Here is a 24,588-nt window from a genome sequence, read left to right as displayed (position 1 = left end):
GGAAATAAAAGCACTGTTTTTTTAGGATTAAACTTTGTTGATGAAAAATTAATATTAGAATTATGTATTGAGTTTAAAATTTAGCTTTAAAAATCAATTTAACTCTAATAAAATTCATCGTTTAAACATATTAATATTATTCATCAAGAACTATAAAAATGCAGTAAAATTGACGTAAAGAACACCCTCATTTTTCAATTAAACAACTATTTAATTATTAATATTTCCAAGAATTTTAAATAAATCTCTAAAATGTGATATTGAAGTGATATCCTGTTTATTTTAAAGAAATTTCTTTAAATGCTTTGATAGAATTCTTTACTTTTAATTTTTCTAAAATATTTTGACGATGTCGACTTACTGTATTGATACTGATACATAATTTTCCTGCGATTTCCTTGCTCGTGAAGCCTTCCCCAACAAATTTTAAAACCTCCAACTCTCTTTGAGAAAGAATATTTTTATAATTCAATTTATCTTCTGCTACAATTTCACCCTTCACCGCATTAATGATTAAAAATTCCGATGGCAACTCAATAGATTGTTCCAAGGCTATATTGTAAAGGCAAATGGCAAATCGTAATTTCCCGTTGTAAGGAGAATAGATATAAAACATTTTATGCTGAATAAATTGATATTCATCATTTTTGTCTTTCATTCTCATTCTGGAAACCACATTAAATTCTGATCTTTCTTCAGGCTCTGTTTCCTCCATGAGTTTAAAAAATCTCATCTCGTGAATATATTTTTTAAGCTTATCATCCGGATGAATTTTACTTAAAATTTCTTCTTCCCAGATAGAATCAATCTCTGTAGGATTTTCGTCAAATCTCAGCCCAAGTTCTATTGCTGTTTTAGATTTAAAAACAATGCTTTTATTGGCTTGCATATCACTTAAAACCGAAATATAATTTTCTATATGAGAGTAGATAGAAGCGATCTGTTTGTAAACATTTATATCTAATTGACATTCATTCTTCGGATCACAGTTTTCGTGCAATAAAGTCTGATTTAAGGTTTCGAATATTTCCATAAAATGGTTATTTATGAGTATTGACGATGAAGAGGTTTCGTTTTAATTTTGCGAAGTTAATAATTCACGTTTAGATAAAAAATGAAGAGCATATTTTTAAGTATTTGTCTCGCCGCATCAATGCAAAACGCTTTTGCACAGACTTTAGAAAAAATGACATGGTTTAATGAGCCTGAAAAATGGGAAATCAAAAACAACAGCCTGTCTCTATTTGTAACACCTCAAAGTGATTACTGGAGGATCTCTCATTATGGTTTTACAGTAGACGATGCTCCGTTTTACTACACGACTTATGGCGGTGAATTTGAAGCTAAAGTGAAAATAACTGGCGATTACAAAACAAGATTCGACCAAATGGGATTGATGTTGAGAATCGATAAAGAGAATTACATAAAAGCCGGAGTAGAATTTGTAGACGGGAAATATAACCTAAGCACCGTTGTAACCCACACAACCAGCGACTGGAGCGTAATTACTCTTGAGAAAACACCTCCTGCGGTCTGGATAAAAGCCGTACGAAGACTCGATGCGGTAGAAATATTTTATTCGTTTGACGATAAAAATTATGTCATGATGAGAAATGCTCACTTACAGGATAATTCTCCGGTTATGGTTGGTTTAATGGCTGCTTGCCCCGATGGAAAAGGCTTTACGGCAACTTTTGAAAATTTCAAAGTAAAACATTTGCCAGATGAGCGCCGTCTGAAATGGCTGGAAAATAATAAATAACGATTGAATTTACATTCAATATAAAGTCAATTTTATCATGCCTCTCAATATTTGAGAGGTTTTTATTTGATTTTTAAATATTGATAAAAATTTTTCATCGATTGTTTTTCGTAAGCATCTTTCAGAGAAATCACCATCGCCGTACGAATCATGTTTTCGCCTTCAATAGGAATTGTTACCAAATCATCTTTTTCGGTAATGGTTGTCTGCGCCAAAATAGAGCTCCAGTTGCCACTTTTCACAAGCTCCAACAAAGCCGGAATATCATTAATTTCAATTAAAATTTTAGGTTCAAGATTATTTTCCTCAAAAGCTTTCATAATGTATCTTGTCGTGCTGTAACCTTTTGTAGGCATTGCTAAAGGTAATTCTGCAATCGTTTCTAAAGAGATACTTTTATGATGAATGGATGCTGAACTTTTTGCCGTTACCAAAACCATCGGTGAGGTAAAAAGCGGCGTATAATTGAATAATTCTACTCTATTTCCCTCCGCAAAAGTTAAAATAAAATCTAATTTGATGTGATGAAGCTGGTCTAATAACTCAGATGTTGTTGCGAAAACAATATTTACACGCACTCCAGGATATTCTTTCGAAAAACGAATCAAAGCAGAAATCATAGTAGAACGCATGCCATACGTGACCCCAATATTGAGTTCACCGCTTTTCGAGCCCTTCAAATCCTGCATGGCAAGAAAACCTTCCTGAGATTTCAGGAGACTTTTTTCAGCGTATTTTGCAAACACAATTCCCGCCTCCGTTAAAGAAATTCGTTTCCCAATTCTATTAAATAAAGGAATTCCCAATTCATCTTCCAACTGTTTAATTTGTTGCGAAAGAGTACTTTGGCTTATAAATAAATGATTGGCTGCTTCTGTGAAATTAAGAAGTTCTTTTGCTTTCAGAAAATAACGTATCTGTCTGAGCTCCATTTACAATCCTATTTTAATGATTAATTTAAAAGAATAATGCCCGTACAAATGTAAAACATTATAAAAGCTATTCAGCAGAAAATAAATAAAAATGGACCAGAAACAATATCATCTGGCCCGTTGGGTAAAGACAGCTATTTAATTTAAGATTAAAAATGCTGATTTTTTATCAAATTTGATAAAATGAAATGGAAACGTGTTATGTTTTTAGAATCGTGTCAATATTTCACAAAACTATGAATAATTTTCACTTATACAAATTAAATTTTGATGAATTATCGAATATATTTCAACTTTTATTCGATTGATTCACATTAAACCTGATAATCAATTGTTTGGCAAAAATATTTTTGATGGTTAGAAAGGATGATTTAATTCAAAATATTAACCTTTCATTACATTTGTTAAAATAAATTTCACAAAAGATACCTCATGTGAGAAAATCTAATTATTTTGGTTAGGTTTTTGAAGATACAGTTTTAACACCATATCCACTTAATAATAATGTCATGTTAACTTATAATTTTACATCCTTGAGAGAGATCATTCTGATCTTGAAAAAATATTCCTCAATACCCGTCTGTTGATTCTTCAGCAATATATTTCAGTGTTTCGAAAAATTTATCGAATTATTAAAACCTTACAATCATGATTTTTGAAGACGACAAACATTCTGTATTACAGGATAAGCACAACCTATCTTTTATCAATATGGCTAATGTGATTAATTTCCATGGTGATAAATCGTTTATATTGAATTCTTTACAAAAAATTAAAAACAGTACAATCTGTAAAATAAAACGAAAAAAGATCAATAAATGGATTAAAGATTACACGCGTCATTTAAACCAATATATAGAAAATGAAGACTTTAGCATAAAACCAGAGAATTACGAACTTTCTCCTGCTTATGCCAAACAATCTTATCAAAAAGTATTGAAAGAAAATGAATATCTGGAAAATTTAATGAATATTTTAAACAATCATTAATGAACGAGCCGTACTCTTTCTTCCTCTAAATCGATTTTCATTAAATGTTTTCTGATGACATCTTCATTTAAATCTGTATTGTTATGATTTTGCTCTATCAGCCACATTCTCTGTGCATTTAAAATATCAAGATAGGCTTCACGCACTTCGGGAGAAAGTTGAATATCGCCATCTTCATCAATTTTACCCTGCCATTTTTCATGAATCTGCTGTAAGAAATGACTTCTTTCAAACAATATATTATGATTTTCTTTGATATGATTTAATGTATGCCTCGCAATACCTCTTTTAATTTCATTATCTGCATCTTCATCAGACAAATAATCATTAAAAGATGGTAAATTGAGCTTTTTGATTAAATAAGGAAGCGTAAGACCTTGCACAACCAACGTAGTAAGAATAACTACAAAAGTGATAAATAACACTAAATTTCTCTGCGGAAAAGCAGGGCCGCCAGCATATAAATGGGTAGGAATTGAAAGAGCTGCAGCTAAAGAAACCACACCTCGCATTCCCGTCCACCCCATCATAATCGGCGCTTTAAACCCTGGACTTCTTGTATCTGCTACACTGATAAAGTTTCGCGCAACGAGCGTAACAATCACAGCTCCGTAAGCGGAAAGAATTCTTACAACAATTAAAACCACTGTGATTAACAAACCGTAACCAATGGCAGAAGATAAGCTTACTCCTTCAATACCAGAAGTAATCTCCGGAAGATCGAGCCCGATTAAAACGAAGACTAAACCATTCAAAACAAAGGCTAAGCTTTCCCAAACATTCACTCCACGCAAACGAGAAGAGGTTCCGAGAAAAGAAAATCTGTTATTTGAAAGCAGCAAACCGCCACTTACAACCGCCAGAACTCCAGAACTGTGAACTTCTTCGGCTGCGATATACATAACGTAGGGCGCAACGATCGTTAGAATGGTATCCATATTGGCGTCTGTAGGAAGAATCTTTTGAGACTTCATGAAAACATAGCCTAATAACAGTCCGATTCCGATACCGCCAACAAGCATCCATGAAAAACTTAAGACCGCATCTTGCCAGATAAACTGACCTGTCGCGACTGCAACCATTGCAAAACGGAAAATAATTAAGGAAGAAGCATCGTTTAGTAAACTTTCTCCTTCCAGAATAGATGACATTCTTTTAGGAACTTTCACGAATTTCAGAATAGCACTTGCACTTACGGCATCTGGCGGAGAAACAATTCCACCTAATAAAAAACCTAAAGCCAAAGAAAATCCGGGAATAAAATGATTAGCTACAAAAGCCACTGTAATCGCTGTTAGAAAAACAACGACAAAGGCAAAACTTCCGATAATACGTCGCCATTTCCAGAGTTCTTTCCATGAAATTGCCCAAGCGGCTTCGTACAAAAGCGGTGGCAGAAAAATAATAAAAATAAGCTCCGGATCTATCTTTATGGTAGGAATTCCAGGAATAAAACTAATGAGCAAACCTGCAATCACGAGTAATACAGGATAGGCAACTTTTATCTTGTTCGCCAACATGATAAGCAATATGATGGCAACAATAAGAGATAAATAGAACGGAAAATCTTCTATCATTTGTGGAAATATTTTAAGTTACAATGATAATAAATTTAGAAAACTTTGTCAAAAAAAAGTTCTTATAGATTTAATAATTAAGCAAAATTTAATCCATTTAGCATCACAAAAAAAGAGACAATTAAAAAATTGCCTCTTAAAACCAATATCATTTATCATTAATATAACCTTTGCACAGACAAAAATAATTCTCTTGTGTTATCTGAAGTATTTGTATCTGAAGTAGTGGCATTGCTGCTTCCCGCAGTAGATTTATTATCTACCCTGAAAGCATAATATACCCTGTACCATCTTGGCTCCGGCTCCTGCATGGTGATATCAAAAGTCACCGTTTCGTTGTGAGTTTGCGATAAATATACCCCATCATCAAACTGTCTGAAAGCTCCGGGAGATAGTTTTATATTTCCGTTATCCGAATCTCCGGTATGGGTAGACATTTCTGAAACCCACATTTTGATATCACCCGAACTTACATTATAAAGCCTTGGATTAAAGGTGGTAATTGCTCCGGTTCCTGATGAATTTCCATCGAATTGAGCGTCCAATCTTAACACACTTCCTAATACCGGAAGATCACTTAGGTAAGTGCTCGCCAAAACATTAGCTCCGGAAGTATTAGCAGGAATACTACCGTGATAATATATCAATTCACCAATTACGATATCATCATCGTTATTTCCACCAAAAGCAAATTTCCAGGTTTCGCCGTTGAACATATAATATCCTGGCTTATCAACTTTTGCTGTTTTGGGAGACGCAGTGGTAACCGCTTGTGTTACATATACCAAAGCTCCGGTTTGGTCGGCTAGATAAACTGCATCTTTAGCTTTCAATTGGTCTCCTGTTAATCTTGGAGCAATAACACCATCGGCAGCCGTAGCCATCGCTGGTTTTCCTACAACATCGAAAGTTGCTTTTGGTGAAGCTGTATTAATGCCAACCTGAGAATACATTTTGGCAGATAGAAAAATCAGCGAAAAGCTGATAAGAGATAATTTTGTTTTCTTCATGTTTGAACTTTATAAATTGTTAAATAAAAAGGAGAATATTTTGTGTTTTCTATATAATTATTTGAATCTTCTTATCTTTGCAAACAGTTAAATTTTTTCACGAAAATTAAAATCATAGAATAATATTTTCACATGAAATTTTTTATGATGGGGAAGTATTTTGCAAAGATAAAAGGAGAGATAAATCAATTTCTGCAATGATTAATGAAAATCAGGAAAATGACTTATTAAAATTAAAACTTTATTTATCAAATACTTAAAGCAGTCAATTTTCGTATTTAGCTAAAAAACACACAATAAAAAAATTATTAAGGCACAAAAAATGATACAAGAGTATACAAAGGCTCAGAAGATAGAAAAATATAAACGAGAACTCATCCATTACTACATTCTTTTAATGGCAGCGGTACTTTTTATATTCACAATTATTTTTGGATTTTTTATTCATGATGATATTATGCCGTGGTATACTGCCGGAGGCTTATTCATCCTTATTTATTCCTATATTATTGTTAACCGAAAAAAATATTCCATTAATAAGCTGGTTCATGTGTATATTATTCTTGCATCTCTGTATGATTTTTATATTATGCTTGCTTTCTGGGAAAATTCTGTGGCAAGTTTTGTTTGGTTATTGCCAATTCCTCTTGGTGCTTATGTATTTTTTTCAAGAAAATATGTTATTCTTTATAGCGGATTCGTCATTTCCTGTATCTTAATCGGATTTATCATTTCAAAAAATATCAACTTCAACTTCCCTTTACACAGCAAAGAAGACATTAGAATTACAGATACACTGCTTGTACTTTCTAATGTGGCAGTAATTGCATTAATTATTTTCTATAAAGACAAAATCAGAAGGGTTGAAATTGAACATGAAATCGAGCAAAAACAAGAATTAAAACCTATTATTTCAGAAAAAACAGAAATTCTCGATCAGGAAATTTTTAATAAAATTGAAAATTTCATGGAAGAAAAACAGCTTTATAAAGATCCAAACTTTAATATTTCTAAACTTTCGGCAGAATTAAACATCAATAGCAGCTATATATCAAAGGCAATACGACAAAATAATTTTCCGAATTTTAATAATTATTTAAACACATACAGAATTAATTATGTGAAAAAATTAATGAAAGAAAATGATTTGGAGAAAATTACACTTATGTATATTTATACGGAAGCAGGATTTTCTAATCAGTCGACTTTTAATCGTGTCTTTAAACAAATAGAAAAAATTACTCCCTCTGAATATTTAAATTTAAGTGTAAAAGATGTTTCTTAAGTTTTGAAGACCGAAATAAAAATACCACACACATACCACAAATTTAACTTTGGGCATTTTTACCAAACATTTAAAAATCAATTATTTAAACTAAATATTAACAATTTATCTGTATTTCAAACTAAAAAATAATTTAAAATTTAAATAATATTAATATCCTAGGCATAGTATTTGCAAACATACTAAGTACCAAATTTCTCCTATTCAGGAAATATAACAACCTAAAAAGCAAAGTATTATGAATGTCATGGATCTTAAGATTAAAAACCTTGTGGAATATAAAAATCAAATTTTTACTGTTACGGAAATCTTCCAAAGTGATAACAAACAATATTTTGTAAAGATTGAGAGCGATAATGAAGGTTTTTCCGTTCCTGCAGAGGCAGTTACGCCGATTAAAATCACAGAAGAATGGCTTGAAAAATTCGGATTTTCAAGAACTTACAGTTCAGAACTGAGAATAAGATATGAAAGACCTGAAACCTTTATTAAGTATGATATTGATCTAAGTTCGAACAAAATTGTTGAAGGCTTGAAAATTTACGGAAATAACATCAGATGTAAATATATTCATGAATTTCAGAACATTTTCAGAAGCTTATTCGGGAAAGAACCCGCACAAAACAATTATTTTCTAGTTGCCACCGAATCTTAACTATACTATATTTAAATTAAAAGAGACTGCAGTTTTGTAGTCTCTTTTGCTTTTTAAGTTTTAATCAATTCTAGTAAATTTTAGAAAAATATTCACAATTCTTCTTAGTTATTTTTTGTTTCATTAAAAAAATAAGGTTTTAAAATATCTTCAAAATTATAAAGTCCGTTTTCTTTATTAATAAGATTTTTAGCAACAAATAAAGCTCCGTTACCAAACGCTTCCCGCGAAATCGATTCATGAACCAAACGAACCGTTTGATAAGGGAATCCGAATATAACTTCATGTTTCCCGACAATTCCTCCTGCTCTTACGGAATTGATATTTTCTGTTTCAATATCCAGTGTTTCTGCAATTTTCATGGCAGTTCCTGAAATTCCGGCTTTTGCTTTAAAATGTTCTTCAATCACTTCAATATCAACCTCAGGAGCAATATTTTTCAACAACGACGCTGCAAATAGTAGATAATTTACTCCCAAAGTAATATTCGGCGACCAAAAAACAACGCCATCTTTTGACAACTCTTTTAAATAATCTTTTTCATTTTCGTTATAATGTGAAATAGCAGAAATAATTTTCACATTTTTCTGAACAGCAGCTTTTCCATAAGTATAAATTCCTTCTTCTTTGGAAAAATCAATAATAAAATCAACCGAATGATTTTCAAATAGTGTATTAATATCTATGTTTTGCTGCGAAAAAATCTGGGCAGGATCTGAAGAATCTATGCCAAGAAATTCTTTCGCAGAAATATTTTCCATGGTTTTACTGCTTCTTAAAACCCATTCTAATGAAAAATCAGGATGTTGCAAGATCACATTAGCGACCGCTTTTCCTGCTTTTCCAAATCCAATTAAACCTATTTTCATATTATCATATTTTAGTGGTTATATCAATTTTTATTTTCTGCATGAATTATTCAAGAATAATTAATAGAGCAAGTTTTAACACTTTTAAAATCTGAGTGATTTCACAGATTGTACAATTCAGTAAATACAGAAATAAATCGAAAAAGGTGAAAAAATTTTCCGATTAGAATTGTCAAGATATAAAAATTTATTTAAACGGATATTTCTTAAAAATTAATTATAAAGCTAAAAAGCAGGAATATTTTATTCCTGCTAACCACGAGTCATCAATGAGACAGCTGACTCTAAATAAAAGATTAAAAAATTTAATTTACCATTCAGACGCTAGATTTTGGACTGAAAGAAGTTTCTTATTTTAAGTTTTTGATCATTTGTATTTAATTTAAAGACTCCTCTCTTTCCAAAAGCTTTTTTCTGAATAAAAGCAACAACGTACTGAAAAATATAAGGTACGCGATATTGAAAATCGCCCCGCCTACCCATCCTGAATACGGAAGTGGTAATATTTGCTTTAAAGGAATGATGAATAAAGTTAACACAAAGGGGGTAAGAATGGCCATCCATCTTGGAAGCAACCTTTTGTTTAAAAGAATGCAAACCGCAAAAGTAATCCAACCGATTGCCAAAACGCCAATTGCTGCACCCAGGCGATATTCAGCATTTTCATAAAGCCTCTTCCCGTTTTCAGAAGATAAGGATGGGCGGCTGCATCTGTATGATAAATAGCTTTGTAAATTTCACCTACATAGAAAAATCCGGCATGCCCCAACGGAGACAAAACTGCTCCCACCAACAAAATGCAATAGGTAAAAATGGCATATCCTTTTGTTCTATTTTTAAAAAACTGAAAAACAAGTCATGTTGCGGGAAGTAGCAAAGATCCCGTTAATGCGCCAATCAACGCACCAAACATTAATCTTGATGTAGAACCTTCCAACATTCAGGTGGCAAAAGTAACATCTACCTGATCGGCATAGGTTTTCTAAAAAATAGGGTAATCGACAGGATTTGAATCAAAACCGGCAACGAAAATGTCTCCTATCAGCCAACATAAAGACACTACAATTCCTGCTGCAAATGACTATTTTACTTTATTTGAATATATCATACTTTCTTCTAATTATTTATTTTTAGGTTAAAAGGAAAAATCTTTTAAAATCTCTTCAATTTAACTCAGAACCAAGAAATTCAACGGTTTGCACACCTTTTTCAAAAAAAATTATCTCGAAGCCAAAATAAGCGAACTTCTTTTTTTACAACTTGAGCAGCTTTTCTCCAATGAAACTTCAAAATCTTCACTTATACAAAAAGATGAAGAAAAAATATATGCGGTAAGAGAATTTATTGTTAATAATTTAGATAAAAATCATTCTCTTATAGAATTAGCTCATCATGTAGGAACCAACGAATTTACTTTAAAAAAAAGGATTTAAAGAACTTTTCGGAACCACAGTTTTTAATTTTTGGAACGCCGCTAAAATGACTCAGGCAAAAAACATGCTCCTCAACGGCAGTATGAATGTCAGTGAAGTTTCAGATTTGGTGGGATACAAAAATCCGCGGCATTTTTCAGCTGCTTTTAAAAGAAAATACGGAATGATTCCTAGCGTACTGAAAAACAATGGTTAATACGTTTTCATTTTTAATATAAACTATTACAAACTGTCAGTTTACTGTCTTTTGTAAGTGGAACAGCTTTGAATTTTTAAAGTTAATCGAGTTAAATATTGCTATCATTTGCTGAGTAGAACGCCATTGCGACCGAAAATATTTAAAATAAGATATAAAACTTTAGCGCTTGATAGCGTTAAAGAGAAAATAAAGAATCGTTCTAGTCTTGTTTTCTAAAACTATGGTGAGATCCCTACGGGAATGACAAACTTTATGGATACAAACTTTTCGCGTAATCCCCAAGTTTTTTAACTTATCAATTCGGAATCAATCGATTAAAACCTCCTCGTTATAAAAAACAAAATCCCCGACTTGCGACGGGGATAAAAACTAATAACCATGAAAACTCAAATTAAACATGAGAATCCCTGCAAAGGTATAAATAATAAAATAAACCTCCGCATAAATCGGAGGTTTTTAATTTAATAATATATGTTTAAGTGAAAAAAGTGTTGCTTCTCTCTATTCAAACATTATGCCGCGAATAGGGAGTTTTGAGAATTTTTTTCATATTTTTTTTTACTGCTCATTGATGTTTTATATCTAAACGATTGAATAGCTGCATGAAATATATTTTTAATTCAATAAAAAATATTTTGAAGTAAATTTTCTATAAAATATCAAATAAAAGTTTATGAACGTGGTACCTATCGATAATTAGACTAAAAAATATCTATTTTTCCGATAATTGTCAGTATTTTTGAACAAGTATACCTAAAATAATTTTTGACAACCTACTCATGATTTTAATCGTTGACGATAACCATAGCAACCTTTATTCACTAAAAAAATTACTGGAATCTAAGGATTTTCAAGTTGACACCGCAGATTCGGGTGAAGAAGCCTTGGGAAAAGCTTTAAAAAACAATTATGCTTTAATTATTCTGGATGTTCAGATGCCGGATATGGATGGCTTCGAAGTGGCAGAAACTCTTGCGGGATACAGCAAAACGAAAGAAGTTCCTATCATATTTTTATCGGCAGTAAATACCGAGAAAAGATTTATCACCAAAGGATATGCTTCAGGAGGAAAAGACTATGTTACGAAACCTGTAGATCCCGAAATTCTAATGTTGAAGGTAAAAACATTTTACAACCTTCAGGAACAGAATATGGCGATGAAAAAAACGCAACAAAGCCTGGAACTTGAAGTGAAAGGAAGAAGAGAATCGCAGGGAATCATGAAATCTCAAATCGATCATTTTCATCTGATGCTGGAGTCTTTGCCACAAATCGCTTTTACCTTAAACGAAGAAGGCATCGTAGATTTTGTAAATTGTAAATGGTTTGATTATTCCAACGCTGAACAGGAATTTCCGGAAACGCATCCCGATGACCTCAATATTAAAGAAGAATTTGAACGTTGTAAAAAGAAAGGAAAATTTCTGGAACTTGAAGTTCGAATTAAAAATATAAAGACGGGAGATTATCGTTATCATCTTTTGAGAGTAACGCCCGCTCGAGATGAAAATAGTATTAAAAACTGGGTGGGAACCTTCACCGATATTGATGATCAGAAAAAAGTAGAAAAGGAAAAGGATGAATTCCTGAGCATTGCGAGCCATGAGCTTAAAACACCTTTAACAAGTATTAAAGCTTACGTTCAGCTGTTAGACCGAAAATTAAAGCTTGAAAAAGAAAGTGCCGAGGCAGGATTTATGGTAAAAGTTCATGATCAGATCGAAAAACTTAATACTTTGATTACCGATCTTTTAGATGTTTCTAAAATTGAAAACGGTAAACTAAAGATCAATAAAAAACCGGCCAGTCTTGAAAACGTTATCAGCAATGCTATTGAAACTATTTTGCAGACCCATGATGAAAATAAGGTAAAAATAAAACGAGACGGCTTCATTCCTGATATTTTAATTCCTTTTGATGAGATCAGAATTGAGCAAGTTCTCATTAATTTCCTTACGAATGCCATCAAATATTCTCCACAAAACAACCAGGTTATTGTAACCACTTTTGTAGACGAAGAAGAGCAGGAAGTAAAAGTAAATGTTACCGACTTCGGAATCGGAATTCCTGATTTTAAACAGGAAGCTGTTTTCAATAAATTTTATCGTGTTGAAGAGTCCTCCCTTCAGTTTCAGGGAATGGGAATCGGGCTTTTTATCTGCTCAGAAATCATCAAGCAGCACCACGGTCACATCGGAGTTTCCAGTATTGTTGACGAAGGTTCAACATTCTATTTCACATTACCATTAAATTAATTTCCATGCCGAAAAAAATCATACGAAATCTTCAGTTTGGAGTAGGATTTTCACTTTTGATCTTAATAGCAAGCTCAATAGCTTCTTATTTAAGTATTCAAAACCAAATGACCCATCGCGAAAGCGTTGGAAAAAGCAGACGTTCAGTAACCGCTGTAAAAGACGTTTTGGTTGCCCTTTTGGATGCTGAAACCGGAAATCGTGGCTATCAGCTTACAGGAAGAGAAAGTTTTCTCGAGCCTTACAAAAGAAGTCTGATTGATTATTCTAAAACTTTTGAATATGTGAAAAGTTTAGATATTCAGGATCCGCATCAGCAAAAGTTGTTAGACTCTCTTGAAAAAAATGTAGAAGCCAACTTGGCTAATATGAAACTTTTTGTGGAAAACCGCAGAAAAGGACAAATGATGACGCAACAGCAAATTGTTGAGAGCAAATCTTATATGGATAAATGCCGACAAATCGTTAAAGATTTTTCGCAATATGAAGAAACACAGCTGGCTATAAAGACAAAAGATCTCAACCAATCTTCAAATACAACCGTTTTATTTATTATTTTTTCTGCGCTTGCTGCGGTCTTTGTAACGGCATTTTTCTATATTAAACTACGTGCCGATCTTATTCGTCGTGATAAATTGGAAAAAGCCCTGAAAGCAAAAGATCTTGAAATGGCCAGACGTGTAAGTGCCATTCAACAAATTGCGAATCGTGTTGCAAAAGGAGATTACAGCCAAAAAGTGGTTGATAATTCTGAGGATGATCTGGGCGACCTTGTGGAGTCATTAAATAATATGACAGAATCTTTAAAAAGTTCGTTCGATACCATTAATAAAAGCGATTGGCGCCAGAAAGGGCTTGCCATTTTAAATGAATCTTTGGTCGGAAATAAATCTGTAAAAGAAGTTTCAGAAGAATCTCTGAATGAATTGATTGAATACGGAGGTTGCATCAACGGCTCGCTGTATCTTTATGACGAAGGTGTTTTAAGATTAAGTTCAGCGTTTGGTTTGGAAGGTAATATGAAACGTTCTTTCGAACCTGGAGAAGGAATGGTCGGGCAAGTCTTTATCAATGAAAAACCTCAGGTTTATAATAATCTTCATGAAGACGATTTTGTCGTAACTTTTGCAAGCAGCACTATCAAAATTTACGGTATTTTATTGATTCCTATTTTATCTGATGGGCACAGCATCGGTGTTTTAGAATTAGGCTCAACTTCAAACTTTGAGGAAGATCGAGTTGATTATTTTGTGGAATGCAGCAGAAATATCGGCATTGCTCTGAGTGCAGCAAAAGGTCGCGAAAAAGAGCAGCAATTATTGGAGGAAACACAGGCTCAGTCTGAAGAACTTCAGGTTCAGCATTCAGAACTGGAGAATTTAAATACAGAATTAGAAGCTCAGACTCAGAAATTACAGGCATCTGAGGAAGAACTGAAAGTGCAGCAGGAAGAATTAATGCAGGCAAATGCAGAATTAGAAGAACGTTCTAGATTACTGGAAGAAAGAAATCACATGATTGCCGAGCGTAATAATGAGATTCAGAAAAAGGTAGAAGAACTCGCGCTCAGCACAAAATATAAGTCCGAATTCTTGGCGAATATGTCGCATGAACTACGAACGCCTTTAAATTCAATTCTTCTTCTTTCAAGATTGATGGCAGAAAATCCTGATGAAAATTTAAATGAAGATCAAATTGAATCAGCAAAAGTTATTCAAAGTTCGGGAAGTAGTTTATTAACCCTGATTGATGAAATTTTAGATTTAGCCAAAATCGAATCCGGTAAAATGACGCTGGAATATCAGGATGTGGTGATCGATGATGTGGTGAAAGACCTTAAAAATTTATTTAATCCCGTATTTCAGGAGAAAAAGCTTCAATTCAACATCAACATTGAAGAAGACGTTAAAAAGGTAATTGAAACCGACCGCTTAAGAGTAGATCAGGTATTGAGAAACTTACTGTCGAATGCGTTGAAGTTTACCACAAAAGGAAGCATCAATTTACATATCCAAAAAGATTCTAAAAAGAAAGATTTCATCATCTTTTCGGTAAAAGATACAGGAATTGGGATTGCAGAAGACAAACAGAAAATTATCTTTGAAGCTTTCCAACAAGCCGATGGCTCCACGAGAAGAAAATTTGGAGGAACCGGTCTTGGATTATCAATAAGCCGTGAAATTGCAAGATTATTAGGCGGAGAATTAATATTGAAAAGTAAGGTAAATGAGGGAAGTGAATTCAGCCTGATTATTCCAATCAAAGCAATTGCTGAAGTTGAACCTATCGAAACGGATAAAGATTTGGTGGAAACCATTCGTGAAGATGTAGAAGAAATTCAGCATATTTTAGGAGATCAGGAAGTTGCAGTTTCCGAGCCAATCAACATGCTTGAAATCCCTGATAATGTGGAAGATGACCGAAACAATCTTCAACAGGATGATAAAGTTATTTTAATCATTGAAGACGATACTAATTTCGCAAAAGCCCTTTTGAAATACGCCCATTTACAGAATTACAAAGCGGTAGTTGAAGTAAGAGGCGATCACGGTCTTTCTGCAGCTTTACAATATCGCCCGCATGCTATTTTGCTGGATGTTCAGCTGCCTGTAAAAGACGGTTGGCAAGTGATGGATGAATTAAAATCTAATCCTGAAACCAAACATATTCCGGTTCACATGATGTCTGTTTTGCATGTGAAAAAAGAAAGTCTGATGAAGGGAGCAATTGATTTCATCAACAAACCTGTAGCGTTGGATCAAATGACTGATGTTTTCAGAAAAATTGAAGAAGCCCTGAAAAAAGGTCCGCAAAAAGTATTAATTGTAGAAGAAAATGCCAAACATGCGAGCGCACTCTCCTACTTCTTGAGCAACTTCAATATTTCCTTATCCGTAGAAAATAATGTTGAAGACAGCGTAAAAGCATTAACGACAGATCACGTAGATTGCGTAATTTTGGACATCGGAGCCTCAAAAGGAAACGAATACCAGATCATTGAATCAATCAAAAGTTATGAAGGATTGGAAAACCTTCCGATTATTATCTTTACAGAACATAATTTAACTAAATCTGAAGAGCTGAAAATCAAGCAGTATGCTGATTCTATTGTGGTGAAAACAGCGCATTCTTATCAGCGAATTTTGGATGAGGTCGGTTTGTTTTTACATTTGGTTGAGGAAAAAAACAGCTCGATAGAGAATGTTCGAAATAAAGTATTGGGTTCATTAACGGAAGTTTTAAGCGGTAAAAAAATCTTAATTACCGACGATGATGTTCGTAATATTTTCTCTTTAACGAAAGCTTTAGAAAAATATAAAGTTGAAGTTGTGGTGGCAATGGACGGGAAACATGCCCTTCAGCAATTAAAAGAAAACCCGGATATAGATGTCATTCTGATGGATATGATGATGCCGGAAATGGACGGTTATGAATCTATTAGGGAAATTAGAAAAATGCCAAAATATACAAGGCTTCCGATTATTGCGATCACAGCAAAATCAATGATTGGGGAGCGTGAAAAATGTATCACAGCAGGCGCATCCGATTATATCTCAAAACCTGTAGATATCGATCAGTTGTTGTCTCTGCTTAGGGTTTGGTTGTATGAAAGTTAAACAGCAAAAGTTCTGATGAATAAGAAAGTTTTAATTGTGGACGACGATCCACGAAATATATTTGCGTTAAAATTAACATTAAAAGCACGTGGATTTCAGATTGAAAGCTGTACGATGGCGCAGGAAGCCATTGAGGTCTTGAAAAATGATAATGATTTTACGGTCGTATTGATGGATATGATGATGCCGGAAATGGATGGCTATCAGGCGATTAAAATTATGCGAGAAACACCATCTATCAGCCATATTCCGGTGATTGCTGTTACCGCTCAGGCTATGCCGGAAGATCGCCAAAAATGCTTGGATGCAGGCGCTCAGGACTATGTTTCAAAACCGATAGATGTAGATCTGTTAATGAATGCTATTGAAAAATTACTCTAAATGCTGGAACCTAGTATCGTAAAAGATGAAGAAGTAGAATACCTGATTAAAGATGTTTATGAAATGTATGGCTACGATTTTTCCGAATACAGCCGTGCGTCTTTTAAACGCAGGGTAAACCGTATCTGTTTGATTGACAGATTTACGAGCTTTGCAGAATTAAGATACACCATACTTAACGATCCTGAATATTTAAAGCGTTTCATAGAAGAAATTACAGTAAACGTGACAGAAATGTTCCGTGATCCGCACTTTTTTAAAGCACTAAGGGAAAAAATTTTACCCCAGTTGGGAACCTATCCTCTAATTAGAATTTGGGTAGCGGGCTGCTCAACGGGTGAAGAAGCTTATTCGATGGCGATTTTACTGAAAGAAGCCAATCTTTATCATAAATCGCTGATCTACGGAACAGATTTAAATCCTTCTGTGTTGGAAACGGCAAGAGCCGGAGTTTTTCCTTTGCAGCAAATGAAATTATATTCTGAAAATTACATCGCATCCGGTGGAAAAAAAGATTTTTCAGACTATTATACGGCGAATTATGATAGTGTACGATTCGATAAAGCTTTGCAGGAAAAGTTGATCTTATCTACCCACAATTTGGTTTCAGACAGTTCTTTCAACAGTTTTCAGCTGATTATCTGCCGAAATGTTTTGATCTATTTTGATAGAGGGTTGCAGGAAAGAGTTTTCCGTTTGTTTGATAATAGTTTAGAAAATTTAGGTTTTTTAGCTTTAGGCGCAAAAGAAACATTAAGATTTTCTAAATTAGATAAAAATTTCAATCAAATAGACGATCAGAAAATCTGGAAAAAGGTAGACCATAGCTAAGATAATTTAACAATGGAAACAAAAAACACAAATATAGAATTAATCATTATCGGAGGTTCTGCGGGAAGCCTGCAGGTGATCCTGGAAATGATAAAAAATTTAGATAACAATCTTCATTTTGCCATTTTATTGGTGGTACACCGAAAAGCGAATTCAAGCAATATTTTGCAGACTTTGCTTCAGCAGTTTTCGCCAATGGAAGTTATTGAAATAGAAGATAAGACAGAAATCGAGAATAATAAATTATACATCACACCAGCGGATTATCATTTGTTATTTGAAGATAAAAAAACGATGTCACTGGACAGTTCAGAGAAGATGAATTATTCGAGACCGTCTATTGATGTCACCTTTAAATCGGCAGCAGAAATTTTTGGGGAAAGCATGATTGGCATACTTTTGTCTGGGGCTAATGCCGATGGAGTCGAAGGTTTGGGCTACATAAAAAAAAATAACGGTAAAGTATGGATTCAGGATCCTGAAACCGCAGAAGTAGATTATATGCCGAAGCATGCAGTAGATGAAATTGATTATGATTTAATCATTAAACCGAATAATTTAGCGAATTATATTAATCAATTATAAAAATAAAGAAACCTAACGAAGTTAAATATACCTAAAATGAGTAAAAAGAAAATTTTGATTTTTGATGATGACACAACAATTCTGGAAGTGATCACCATCATTTTTGAAGAGAATGGTTATCAGGTCGAAATTTCAGAAACTTCACATGATATTTTGGAAAAAGTGGCTCAGTATCAACCCGATGTTATCTTGATGGATAACTGGATTCCGAAAATCGGTGGCGTAGAAGCAACCAAGCTTTTGAAAAACCATGAAGAATTTAAAAATATTCCTGTGATTTATGTAACGGCAAATAACGACATTGTAGCTTTAGCCGAGCAGGCTCAGGCAGACGATTATGTTGCAAAACCTTTTAATTTGGAAGACCTTGAAGATAAGGTTGAAAAATATTTGAAAGAAAAAGTTTAATTAAATTTTTTCCACCTATCAATCCCTGCCATTTGGTGGGGATTTATTTTACACAATTTTCTCCATTTCTTCAGAATCAGATTCTCTGAGGTGATCAAACTTTTCCCTTATAAAATCAACGCTGCATTTTTCATTATTCAATTCATTGATTAATGAGTATAAAAACATTTTCAGCTCCGGATTTGCTACTATTTTTTCGGTAAAAGTGGTGGCGATAATCATCTTTTTAGAAACTAGATTTTCTGCAAAAGTATATTCATTCCTTACATCTACATCAACTCCGAAATGCTGTTTAACACTTAATGTTAAATATCTGCTGATTAATTCTTTATTTTCTTTAATACGTTTCATCTTTAGTGCTTTTCCTTATTAATACAATAATATTTATGCCATAATTGTTTTTTTGATGTTAAAATTATCTTTTATAAAAGATTTTAACTTTTCATGCGTCCGGTTGAGCCTTGAAATTGTCTATCTGAACATCTTTCTGCGTGCTTTCCTTTCCCTTCTGTTTTAAGTTTGCATCATAATCAAACAAAAACAAACTACAATGAAAACAATTAGAAAAATCTCAGTTACAAGTGTTTTATGTCTTACTCTTTTCACAACATTATCCATGTCTTGCAGAGAAGAAAGTGAAATGACCGTTCAGGAAATTCAGGCTGAAAATCATCAGAACGCCAAAACACGATTTGTTGAGGTTAAAGGCAATACATTTGCCTACCGTATTTTGGGAAATGATAACGGTATTCCTTTGGTGCTTTTACCCGGTTTGGGAGGTTCTATGGACGACTGGGATCCGGCAGTAACAGACGGATTGGCAAAAAAATATAAAGTCATTATTTTCGATAATAAAGGAGTCGCTTCTTCAAAAGGTACAACACCAAATACCATTCAGGCCATGGCAGATGATGCCATAGATTTTGTGGAAGCGCTACATATAAACAAAATCAATATTATGGGATTTTCAATGGGCGGTTTCGTGGCTCAAAGAATGGTGCTTACCAAGCCTTCTTTAATTAATAAAGTTATTTTAACAGGAACCGGACCAAAAGGTGCCATCGGATTGGCAAACCTTCCAAATATCATCGCCGGAGCAGCCGGATTAAAACCGGAAGAATCTTTTCTTCAGTTTGGATTTACGAATTCTGCAGAAAGTATTGCCGCCGGAAAAGCAGCTTTTAACAGAATTCAGCTTCGTACCACAGATAGAGATATTGCTCTGAATGATGCCACTTCCCTATCTCAGCTGACGGCCGTTTTAGAATGGGCTCAACCCAACAGTAACGCTCTGGAGGAAATCAAACAGATTAAAAATCCTGTACTAATTGTGCATGGTGAAAACGACTTGCCAGTATCGGTTCAAAATGCGAAGAATATGGCTCAGAATTTAGAGCATTCAGAATTATTGATCTTTCCGGATTCCGGACATGCTTCATTTTTTCAAAATCATGATGCTTTTGTTTCTAAAGCATTAGAATTTTTACAATAACTGAAAAAAAATAAGCTTATATTTTATAAGACCTTAATCCGCCAAGATTGAGGTCTATTTTATTTACTGCTAAATATTTAAGCAAAAAAATAAATGCAATCGATTGAATGAATTTTATTAAAAACCACACAAAAGTGAATTACGGCAAGTAATTTGCATCAAAAAACCCGTATTAATTATCAAAATCATCAAAAAATTGAATTATGAAAATGAAAGCTTACCATGTAATGATTGCCTCATCATTGCTTTTCGCAAGTTGTAATGATAATATTGACGAAAACGGTGAACAGAATGGCCCTGCCCTACCGCCTGTAGAAACTAATCCCGGCAATACCAATTACCAACCTGCTTTTGCTGGACAAACCCGGGCGAACGGCGTGAAAACAAATACTCCTTATGTGAGCGAGATTGTAACTTCATCCCTTACTTCCCCTTGGGGCATTACCAATTTACCGGACGGAAGACTGCTGATTACCCAAAAAACAGGAACTATGCGAATTGTAACCACCACAGGAACAGTGAGTAATCCCATTACCGGGCTTCCTGCCGTAAATTCAGGCGGACAAGGCGGATTATTGGGATTGTGTGTAGACCCTCAATTTACTTCTAACAGAATGGTTTACTGGGTGTTCTCCGAAAATGTTTCAGGTGGAAATATGACTTCAGTAGCAAAAGGAAGGCTTTCAAATGATGAAACAATTATTGAAAATCCGACGGTTATTTACAGAGCTACTCCTTCGGCTAATGTCGGAAACCTGCATTACGGAGGAAGAATTTTGTTCGACAGCACAGGAAATTTATTTGTGAGCACAGGAGAACGTTCCGATTTGTCTACGCGACCTTTAGCACAATCGGTAACAGCGGCAGTCGGTAAGATTTTAAGAATTACAACGAGCGGTCAGCCGGCTCCGGGAAATCCTACATTTACAGGATCGGGTGCTCTGCCAGAGTTGTATAGTATTGGGCACAGAAATCCACAGGGAATTGCGATTCATCCCGTAACCGGAGACTTATGGCAAAGTGAGCATGGGCCTAGAGGTGGCGATGAAATTAACCGAGTGCAAGCCGGAAAAAACTACGGATGGCCAACCATTACTTACGGAATTGAATATTCTGGAGAAACTATTGGTGATGGTATTCAGCAGAAAGATGGTTTAGAACAGCCTGTTTATTATTGGGATCCTGTGATTTCACCAAGCGGAATTACTTTCTACAAAGGCAATACAATTCCTGAGTGGCAAAACAATCTTTTCTTAGCTTCATTAAGCGGAATGCATGTAGCTCGATTAGTGATCGAAAACAATAAAGTTGTGGGCGAAGAAAGGCTTTTAGCAACAGAAAACCAGCGTTTCAGAGATATTACCCAAGGATTGGATAATGCGCTGTATACGGTGACTGATGCCGGAAAACTGTACCGAATCCGTAAACAGTAAAAAAAGCTGGAAGAGGGAGGCTGGAAGTCACCATTAGACTGAAAAATAATATGATTCTGTATTGCTTTTCAGAGCATAAAAACTTCCAGCTTCCTACTTCCAGCTTCCATCCTTATCAATTAAACTTAAATTTTGCTCTGAACTCCAATGGCGCCATATTCGTTTTCTTCTTAAACAACGTGCTGAATGACTGCGAATGTTCAAACCCAAGTACATACGCAATCTCACTTACAGACAATTGTGTGGAAGAAAGCTTTTCTTTTGCCTTGCTGATTAATTTTTCATGAATATGCTGCTGCGTATTCTGCCCTGTATGAATTCTTAAAAGATCACTTAAATAATTTGGGGAAAGATTCATGACTTCCGCAATTTGATGAACTGTTAAAAGACCTTTCTGAGCAGATTGTTCCTGATCAAAGTATTCATTTAAATATTGCTCAAACTTCGCTAATAGCTGATGGTTTCCGTTTTTTCTGGTGATAAACTGCCTTTCATAAAACCGGTTGGAATAATTCAGCAATAAATCGATTTGAGACAGAATGATTTCCTGAGTGTGATGATCGATATGCTGGCATTCCTTATCAATTTTATGTAAGATTTCAACCAAATCATTTTCTTCGTCTTCCGATAAATGCAATGCTTCATTTACCGCATAGGAAAAGAATCCAAAACCTGAAATGGTTTGTGCCAATGGATGTTTCAGCAAAAAATCTTCATGAAAAATCAATAAATATCCTTTTCCGTCACAATCGAACGAGTTAAAATCCAAATAATGAACCTGATGGGGAGCCGTAAAACTCAGGACTCCTTTATCATAGTCATAATGCTGTTGTCCGTACCGCATTTTTCCGGTCGCTTCACGTTTCAGAGCGATACAGTAAAACCGATTGGTAAAACCTTTCCAAATTTCATCTTCTATAAAAATACTTTCCGATAAATTAATAACGCTCACCAGAGGGTGCTTCGGCTGAGGAAGCGACAACAGGCGGTGAAAAGCTGAAACAGAGGCAATCGTTTTCATGATGTAAATGTAATATTAATAATCTAAAAGCCCCATGCTGAATTCGTCATAAGGAGCTCCCGTATCGGTTCCCAAAGGTACGATACTTTCGAGTTTTTGCAATTCATTTTCAGAAAGTTGAATTTCGACAGATGCAATATTCTGTTCTACATATTTTCTGCGTTTTGTCCCCGGAATCGGAACAATACCTTTGCTCATAATCCACGCTAATGCCAATTGTGAAGAAGTTACATTTTTCTCTTTTGCCATATTTTCTATCGCTTCTACCAATTCGATGTTCTTGTGGAAATACTGCTCCTGAAAACGCGGAATTCCTCTTCTGAAATCATGCTCCGGCAAATCGTTGACAGAGCGGATGTTCCCGGATAAAAAGCCACGCCCAAGCGGTGAATAGGCCACAAAACCAACTCCTAATTCTTCCAATGTTTGTAAAACTCCTTTTTCTTCCACGGTTCTTTCAAACAAAGAATATTCACTCTGAACAGCCGTAATCGGATGTACCGCGTGTGCTCTTTTTACGGTTTCCGAAGATACTTCCGATAAACCGATATATTTTACTTTGCCTTCTTTTACCAAATCGCTCATTGCCCCTACCGTTTCCTCAATCGGCGTATTTTTATCCAAACGGTGCATGTAATACAGATCAATATAATCTGTTTTCAGGTTTTTCAATGATTTTTCAACGGCTTTTTTTACGTACTCTTTGGATCCGTTGATTGCCCAAGTTATTTTATCCTGATCATCGATTTCCCATCCGAATTTTGTCGCAATAATGTATTTTTCGCGATCGCTTCCGATTGCTTTTGCAATAAGCTGTTCATTTTTAAACGGGCCGTAAAGATCTGCAGTATCTAAAAAATTACCTCCCAATTCAAAAGAACGGTGAATGGTAGCAATCGCTTCATTCTCATCGGATTCTCCGTACATATTGGCTCCTTCAAACTCTGTCATTCCCATACATCCTAATCCTAATTTGGGAATTACCAATCCCTGACTTCCTAATCTTATTTGCTCTAAGCTCATATTTTTTATTTTTACTGATACAAAGTTGAGCAGAAATCACGAGGTGGATGTATGCAAAACGAAGAAGGTTGTATGTAAATTACTGATGCTATTTTAAACTACACATAAACTTATTTTATTTCTCACAGTTTTCACAGATGATGTTGTATCCATAAAGTTTGTCATCCCTGTAGGGATCTAGGCATAGTATTAGAAAAAAGATTGAAATAATTCTGACTTTTTTTAACGCTATCGATCGCTAAAGCTTTGCATCTCATTTTAAATATTTTCGTTCGCAATGGCGTTCTACTCAGCAAATGATAGCAGTACTTAGCTCGCTTAACTATAAAATTTAAAGTCTTAAATTTTGAATACGAGCCCACTAAGTCTTTTTTTGACTACCAATTGTTTTAAGTTTCACAAAGCCGTTTCACTTATAAAAGCTTACAAAGTTTTTTCAAGTATGTAAAATAGAGGATAACCAAACATAAATTTTAATGAACTGTGCTTAGATTTCTGAGGAATGAGAAACTGGGTGGATATTTCTATCTTTGATGAAATGGCAACTACCCTAGCCCTGATGTTCTATGTTAAATTGCAAATTATTTAGGTTAAAATTTTAAAGTTTTTTTGATAATCCGGTTGATATTTCGTCTTATTCTTCACCACTCCAAAACATATTCTCAAAAGTTTATTACAAACCGCTATCAATGCCAATTTCTTCGCCTTCCCTTGAGAAAGAAGCTTTTCATAAAACTCCTTGCAATGCTTGTTATACCGAATTGCCGACCACGAACAAACATACAACAAACCACGGATATGAGTCTTGGATGTCCTACATTTTCCAGGTG

Annotated in this window: 21 protein-coding genes and 2 pseudogenes; 13 read left to right on the top strand and 10 right to left on the bottom strand. The window is 34.4% G+C overall.

What is annotated here, in order from left to right; all coding sequences use genetic code 11:
- Positions 1 to 277: 277 nt before the first annotated feature.
- Positions 278 to 1,033: a helix-turn-helix transcriptional regulator gene (locus tag ABEG63_RS20050; protein WP_267406200.1), complete on the bottom strand. Its 756-nt coding sequence runs from the start codon at positions 1,031 to 1,033 to the stop codon at positions 278 to 280.
- Between the two features lie 81 nt (positions 1,034 to 1,114).
- Here ABEG63_RS20050 and ABEG63_RS20045 point away from each other — a divergent pair, with 81 nt between their 5' ends.
- Complete coding sequence (locus ABEG63_RS20045) at positions 1,115 to 1,762, top strand: DUF1349 domain-containing protein (RefSeq protein WP_267406199.1); 648 nt, start codon at positions 1,115 to 1,117, stop codon at positions 1,760 to 1,762.
- Between the two features lie 62 nt (positions 1,763 to 1,824).
- Here the strand turns inward: ABEG63_RS20045 and ABEG63_RS20040 are convergent, their stop codons facing one another.
- Entirely contained in the window at positions 1,825 to 2,694 is an 870-nt protein-coding gene (locus ABEG63_RS20040) for a LysR substrate-binding domain-containing protein (protein ID WP_346587142.1), read from the bottom strand.
- Between the two features lie 648 nt (positions 2,695 to 3,342).
- Between ABEG63_RS20040 and ABEG63_RS20035 the strand changes: the two genes are divergently transcribed.
- Entirely contained in the window at positions 3,343 to 3,684 is a 342-nt protein-coding gene (locus tag ABEG63_RS20035) for a hypothetical protein (RefSeq protein ID WP_267406197.1), read from the top strand.
- On the opposite strand, the gene ABEG63_RS20030 is transcribed toward ABEG63_RS20035, so the two are convergent.
- The gene (locus ABEG63_RS20030) at positions 3,681 to 5,261 is read right to left on the bottom strand and encodes a Na+/H+ antiporter (RefSeq protein WP_346587140.1); all 1,581 of its coding nucleotides are present in this window, start codon (positions 5,259 to 5,261) and stop codon (positions 3,681 to 3,683) included. The two genes, ABEG63_RS20035 and ABEG63_RS20030, sit on opposite strands and share 4 nt — an antisense overlap.
- 158 nt (positions 5,262 to 5,419) lie before the next feature.
- Positions 5,420 to 6,271, bottom strand: coding sequence for a hypothetical protein (locus tag ABEG63_RS20025; RefSeq protein WP_346587139.1), 852 nt, complete (start codon positions 6,269 to 6,271; stop codon positions 5,420 to 5,422).
- A gap of 322 nt (positions 6,272 to 6,593) precedes the next feature.
- On the opposite strand from ABEG63_RS20025, the gene ABEG63_RS20020 reads away from it, so the two are divergent.
- A complete protein-coding gene (locus tag ABEG63_RS20020) occupies positions 6,594 to 7,556 on the top strand; it encodes a helix-turn-helix transcriptional regulator (RefSeq protein WP_346587138.1) in 963 nt (320 codons plus the stop codon).
- Positions 7,557 to 7,803: 247 nt separating this feature from the next.
- Complete coding sequence (locus ABEG63_RS20015; RefSeq protein WP_346587136.1) at positions 7,804 to 8,211, top strand: hypothetical protein; 408 nt, start codon at positions 7,804 to 7,806, stop codon at positions 8,209 to 8,211.
- Positions 8,212 to 8,315: 104 nt separating this feature from the next.
- Here the strand turns inward: ABEG63_RS20015 and ABEG63_RS20010 are convergent, their stop codons facing one another.
- Positions 8,316 to 9,080: a dihydrodipicolinate reductase C-terminal domain-containing protein gene (locus tag ABEG63_RS20010; RefSeq protein ID WP_346587134.1), complete on the bottom strand. Its 765-nt coding sequence runs from the start codon at positions 9,078 to 9,080 to the stop codon at positions 8,316 to 8,318.
- Positions 9,081 to 9,663: 583 nt separating this feature from the next.
- Complete coding sequence (locus ABEG63_RS20005; protein ID WP_346587133.1) at positions 9,664 to 9,870, bottom strand: hypothetical protein; 207 nt, start codon at positions 9,868 to 9,870, stop codon at positions 9,664 to 9,666.
- Positions 9,871 to 10,517: 647 nt separating this feature from the next.
- On the opposite strand from ABEG63_RS20005, the pseudogene ABEG63_RS20000 reads away from it, so the two are divergent.
- The 7 genes and pseudogenes from ABEG63_RS20000 to ABEG63_RS19970 form a co-directional block, all read left to right on the top strand.
- Positions 10,518 to 10,709, top strand: a pseudogene (locus ABEG63_RS20000) (helix-turn-helix transcriptional regulator); the annotation flags it as partial.
- Positions 10,710 to 11,491: 782 nt separating this feature from the next.
- Positions 11,492 to 12,967, top strand: coding sequence for a response regulator (locus ABEG63_RS19995; protein ID WP_267406185.1), 1,476 nt, complete (start codon positions 11,492 to 11,494; stop codon positions 12,965 to 12,967).
- 5 nt (positions 12,968 to 12,972) lie between these two features.
- Positions 12,973 to 16,584, top strand: coding sequence for a response regulator (locus tag ABEG63_RS19990; protein ID WP_346587131.1), 3,612 nt, complete (start codon positions 12,973 to 12,975; stop codon positions 16,582 to 16,584).
- A gap of 15 nt (positions 16,585 to 16,599) precedes the next feature.
- The gene (locus ABEG63_RS19985) at positions 16,600 to 16,965 is read left to right on the top strand and encodes a response regulator (protein WP_346587129.1); all 366 of its coding nucleotides are present in this window, start codon (positions 16,600 to 16,602) and stop codon (positions 16,963 to 16,965) included.
- Positions 16,966 to 17,796, top strand: coding sequence for a protein-glutamate O-methyltransferase CheR (locus ABEG63_RS19980; RefSeq protein ID WP_346587127.1), 831 nt, complete (start codon positions 16,966 to 16,968; stop codon positions 17,794 to 17,796). It abuts the gene before it with no gap.
- A gap of 12 nt (positions 17,797 to 17,808) precedes the next feature.
- Positions 17,809 to 18,381, top strand: a complete 573-nt coding sequence (locus tag ABEG63_RS19975) for a chemotaxis protein CheB (RefSeq protein ID WP_346587126.1) — start codon at positions 17,809 to 17,811, stop codon at positions 18,379 to 18,381.
- Positions 18,382 to 18,417: 36 nt separating this feature from the next.
- The gene (locus ABEG63_RS19970) at positions 18,418 to 18,789 is read left to right on the top strand and encodes a response regulator (RefSeq protein WP_312397357.1); all 372 of its coding nucleotides are present in this window, start codon (positions 18,418 to 18,420) and stop codon (positions 18,787 to 18,789) included.
- A gap of 48 nt (positions 18,790 to 18,837) precedes the next feature.
- On the opposite strand, the gene ABEG63_RS19965 is transcribed toward ABEG63_RS19970, so the two are convergent.
- On the bottom strand, positions 18,838 to 19,140 hold the full coding sequence (locus ABEG63_RS19965; RefSeq protein ID WP_346587124.1) for a hypothetical protein: 303 nt from the start codon (positions 19,138 to 19,140) through the stop codon (positions 18,838 to 18,840).
- 199 nt (positions 19,141 to 19,339) lie between these two features.
- Between ABEG63_RS19965 and ABEG63_RS19960 the strand changes: the two genes are divergently transcribed.
- Positions 19,340 to 20,281 (top strand): alpha/beta hydrolase, encoded by a 942-nt coding sequence (locus ABEG63_RS19960; protein ID WP_346587122.1) that lies wholly within the window; start codon positions 19,340 to 19,342, stop codon positions 20,279 to 20,281.
- A gap of 203 nt (positions 20,282 to 20,484) precedes the next feature.
- Positions 20,485 to 21,714, top strand: coding sequence for a PQQ-dependent sugar dehydrogenase (locus ABEG63_RS19955; RefSeq protein WP_346587120.1), 1,230 nt, complete (start codon positions 20,485 to 20,487; stop codon positions 21,712 to 21,714).
- Positions 21,715 to 21,829: 115 nt separating this feature from the next.
- Here ABEG63_RS19955 and ABEG63_RS19950 read toward each other — a convergent pair whose 3' ends face one another.
- The 3 genes and pseudogenes from ABEG63_RS19950 to ABEG63_RS19940 form a co-directional block, all read right to left on the bottom strand.
- On the bottom strand, positions 21,830 to 22,735 hold the full coding sequence (locus ABEG63_RS19950) for a helix-turn-helix transcriptional regulator (RefSeq protein WP_346587118.1): 906 nt from the start codon (positions 22,733 to 22,735) through the stop codon (positions 21,830 to 21,832).
- A gap of 15 nt (positions 22,736 to 22,750) precedes the next feature.
- Positions 22,751 to 23,758 carry an aldo/keto reductase gene (locus ABEG63_RS19945; RefSeq protein ID WP_346587117.1) on the bottom strand — a complete coding sequence of 336 codons (1,008 nt, stop codon included), beginning with the start codon at positions 23,756 to 23,758 and terminating at the stop codon, positions 22,751 to 22,753.
- 585 nt (positions 23,759 to 24,343) lie between these two features.
- A pseudogene (locus tag ABEG63_RS19940) lies at positions 24,344 to 24,588 on the bottom strand (IS110 family transposase); the annotation flags it as partial.

The organism is Chryseobacterium sp. C39-AII1 (genome assembly GCF_039672645.1).
GTDB lineage: Bacteria > Bacteroidota > Bacteroidia > Flavobacteriales > Weeksellaceae > Chryseobacterium.
Note: the sequence above shows the minus strand (reverse complement) of the source record. Positions and strands in the feature narration are given on the sequence as shown.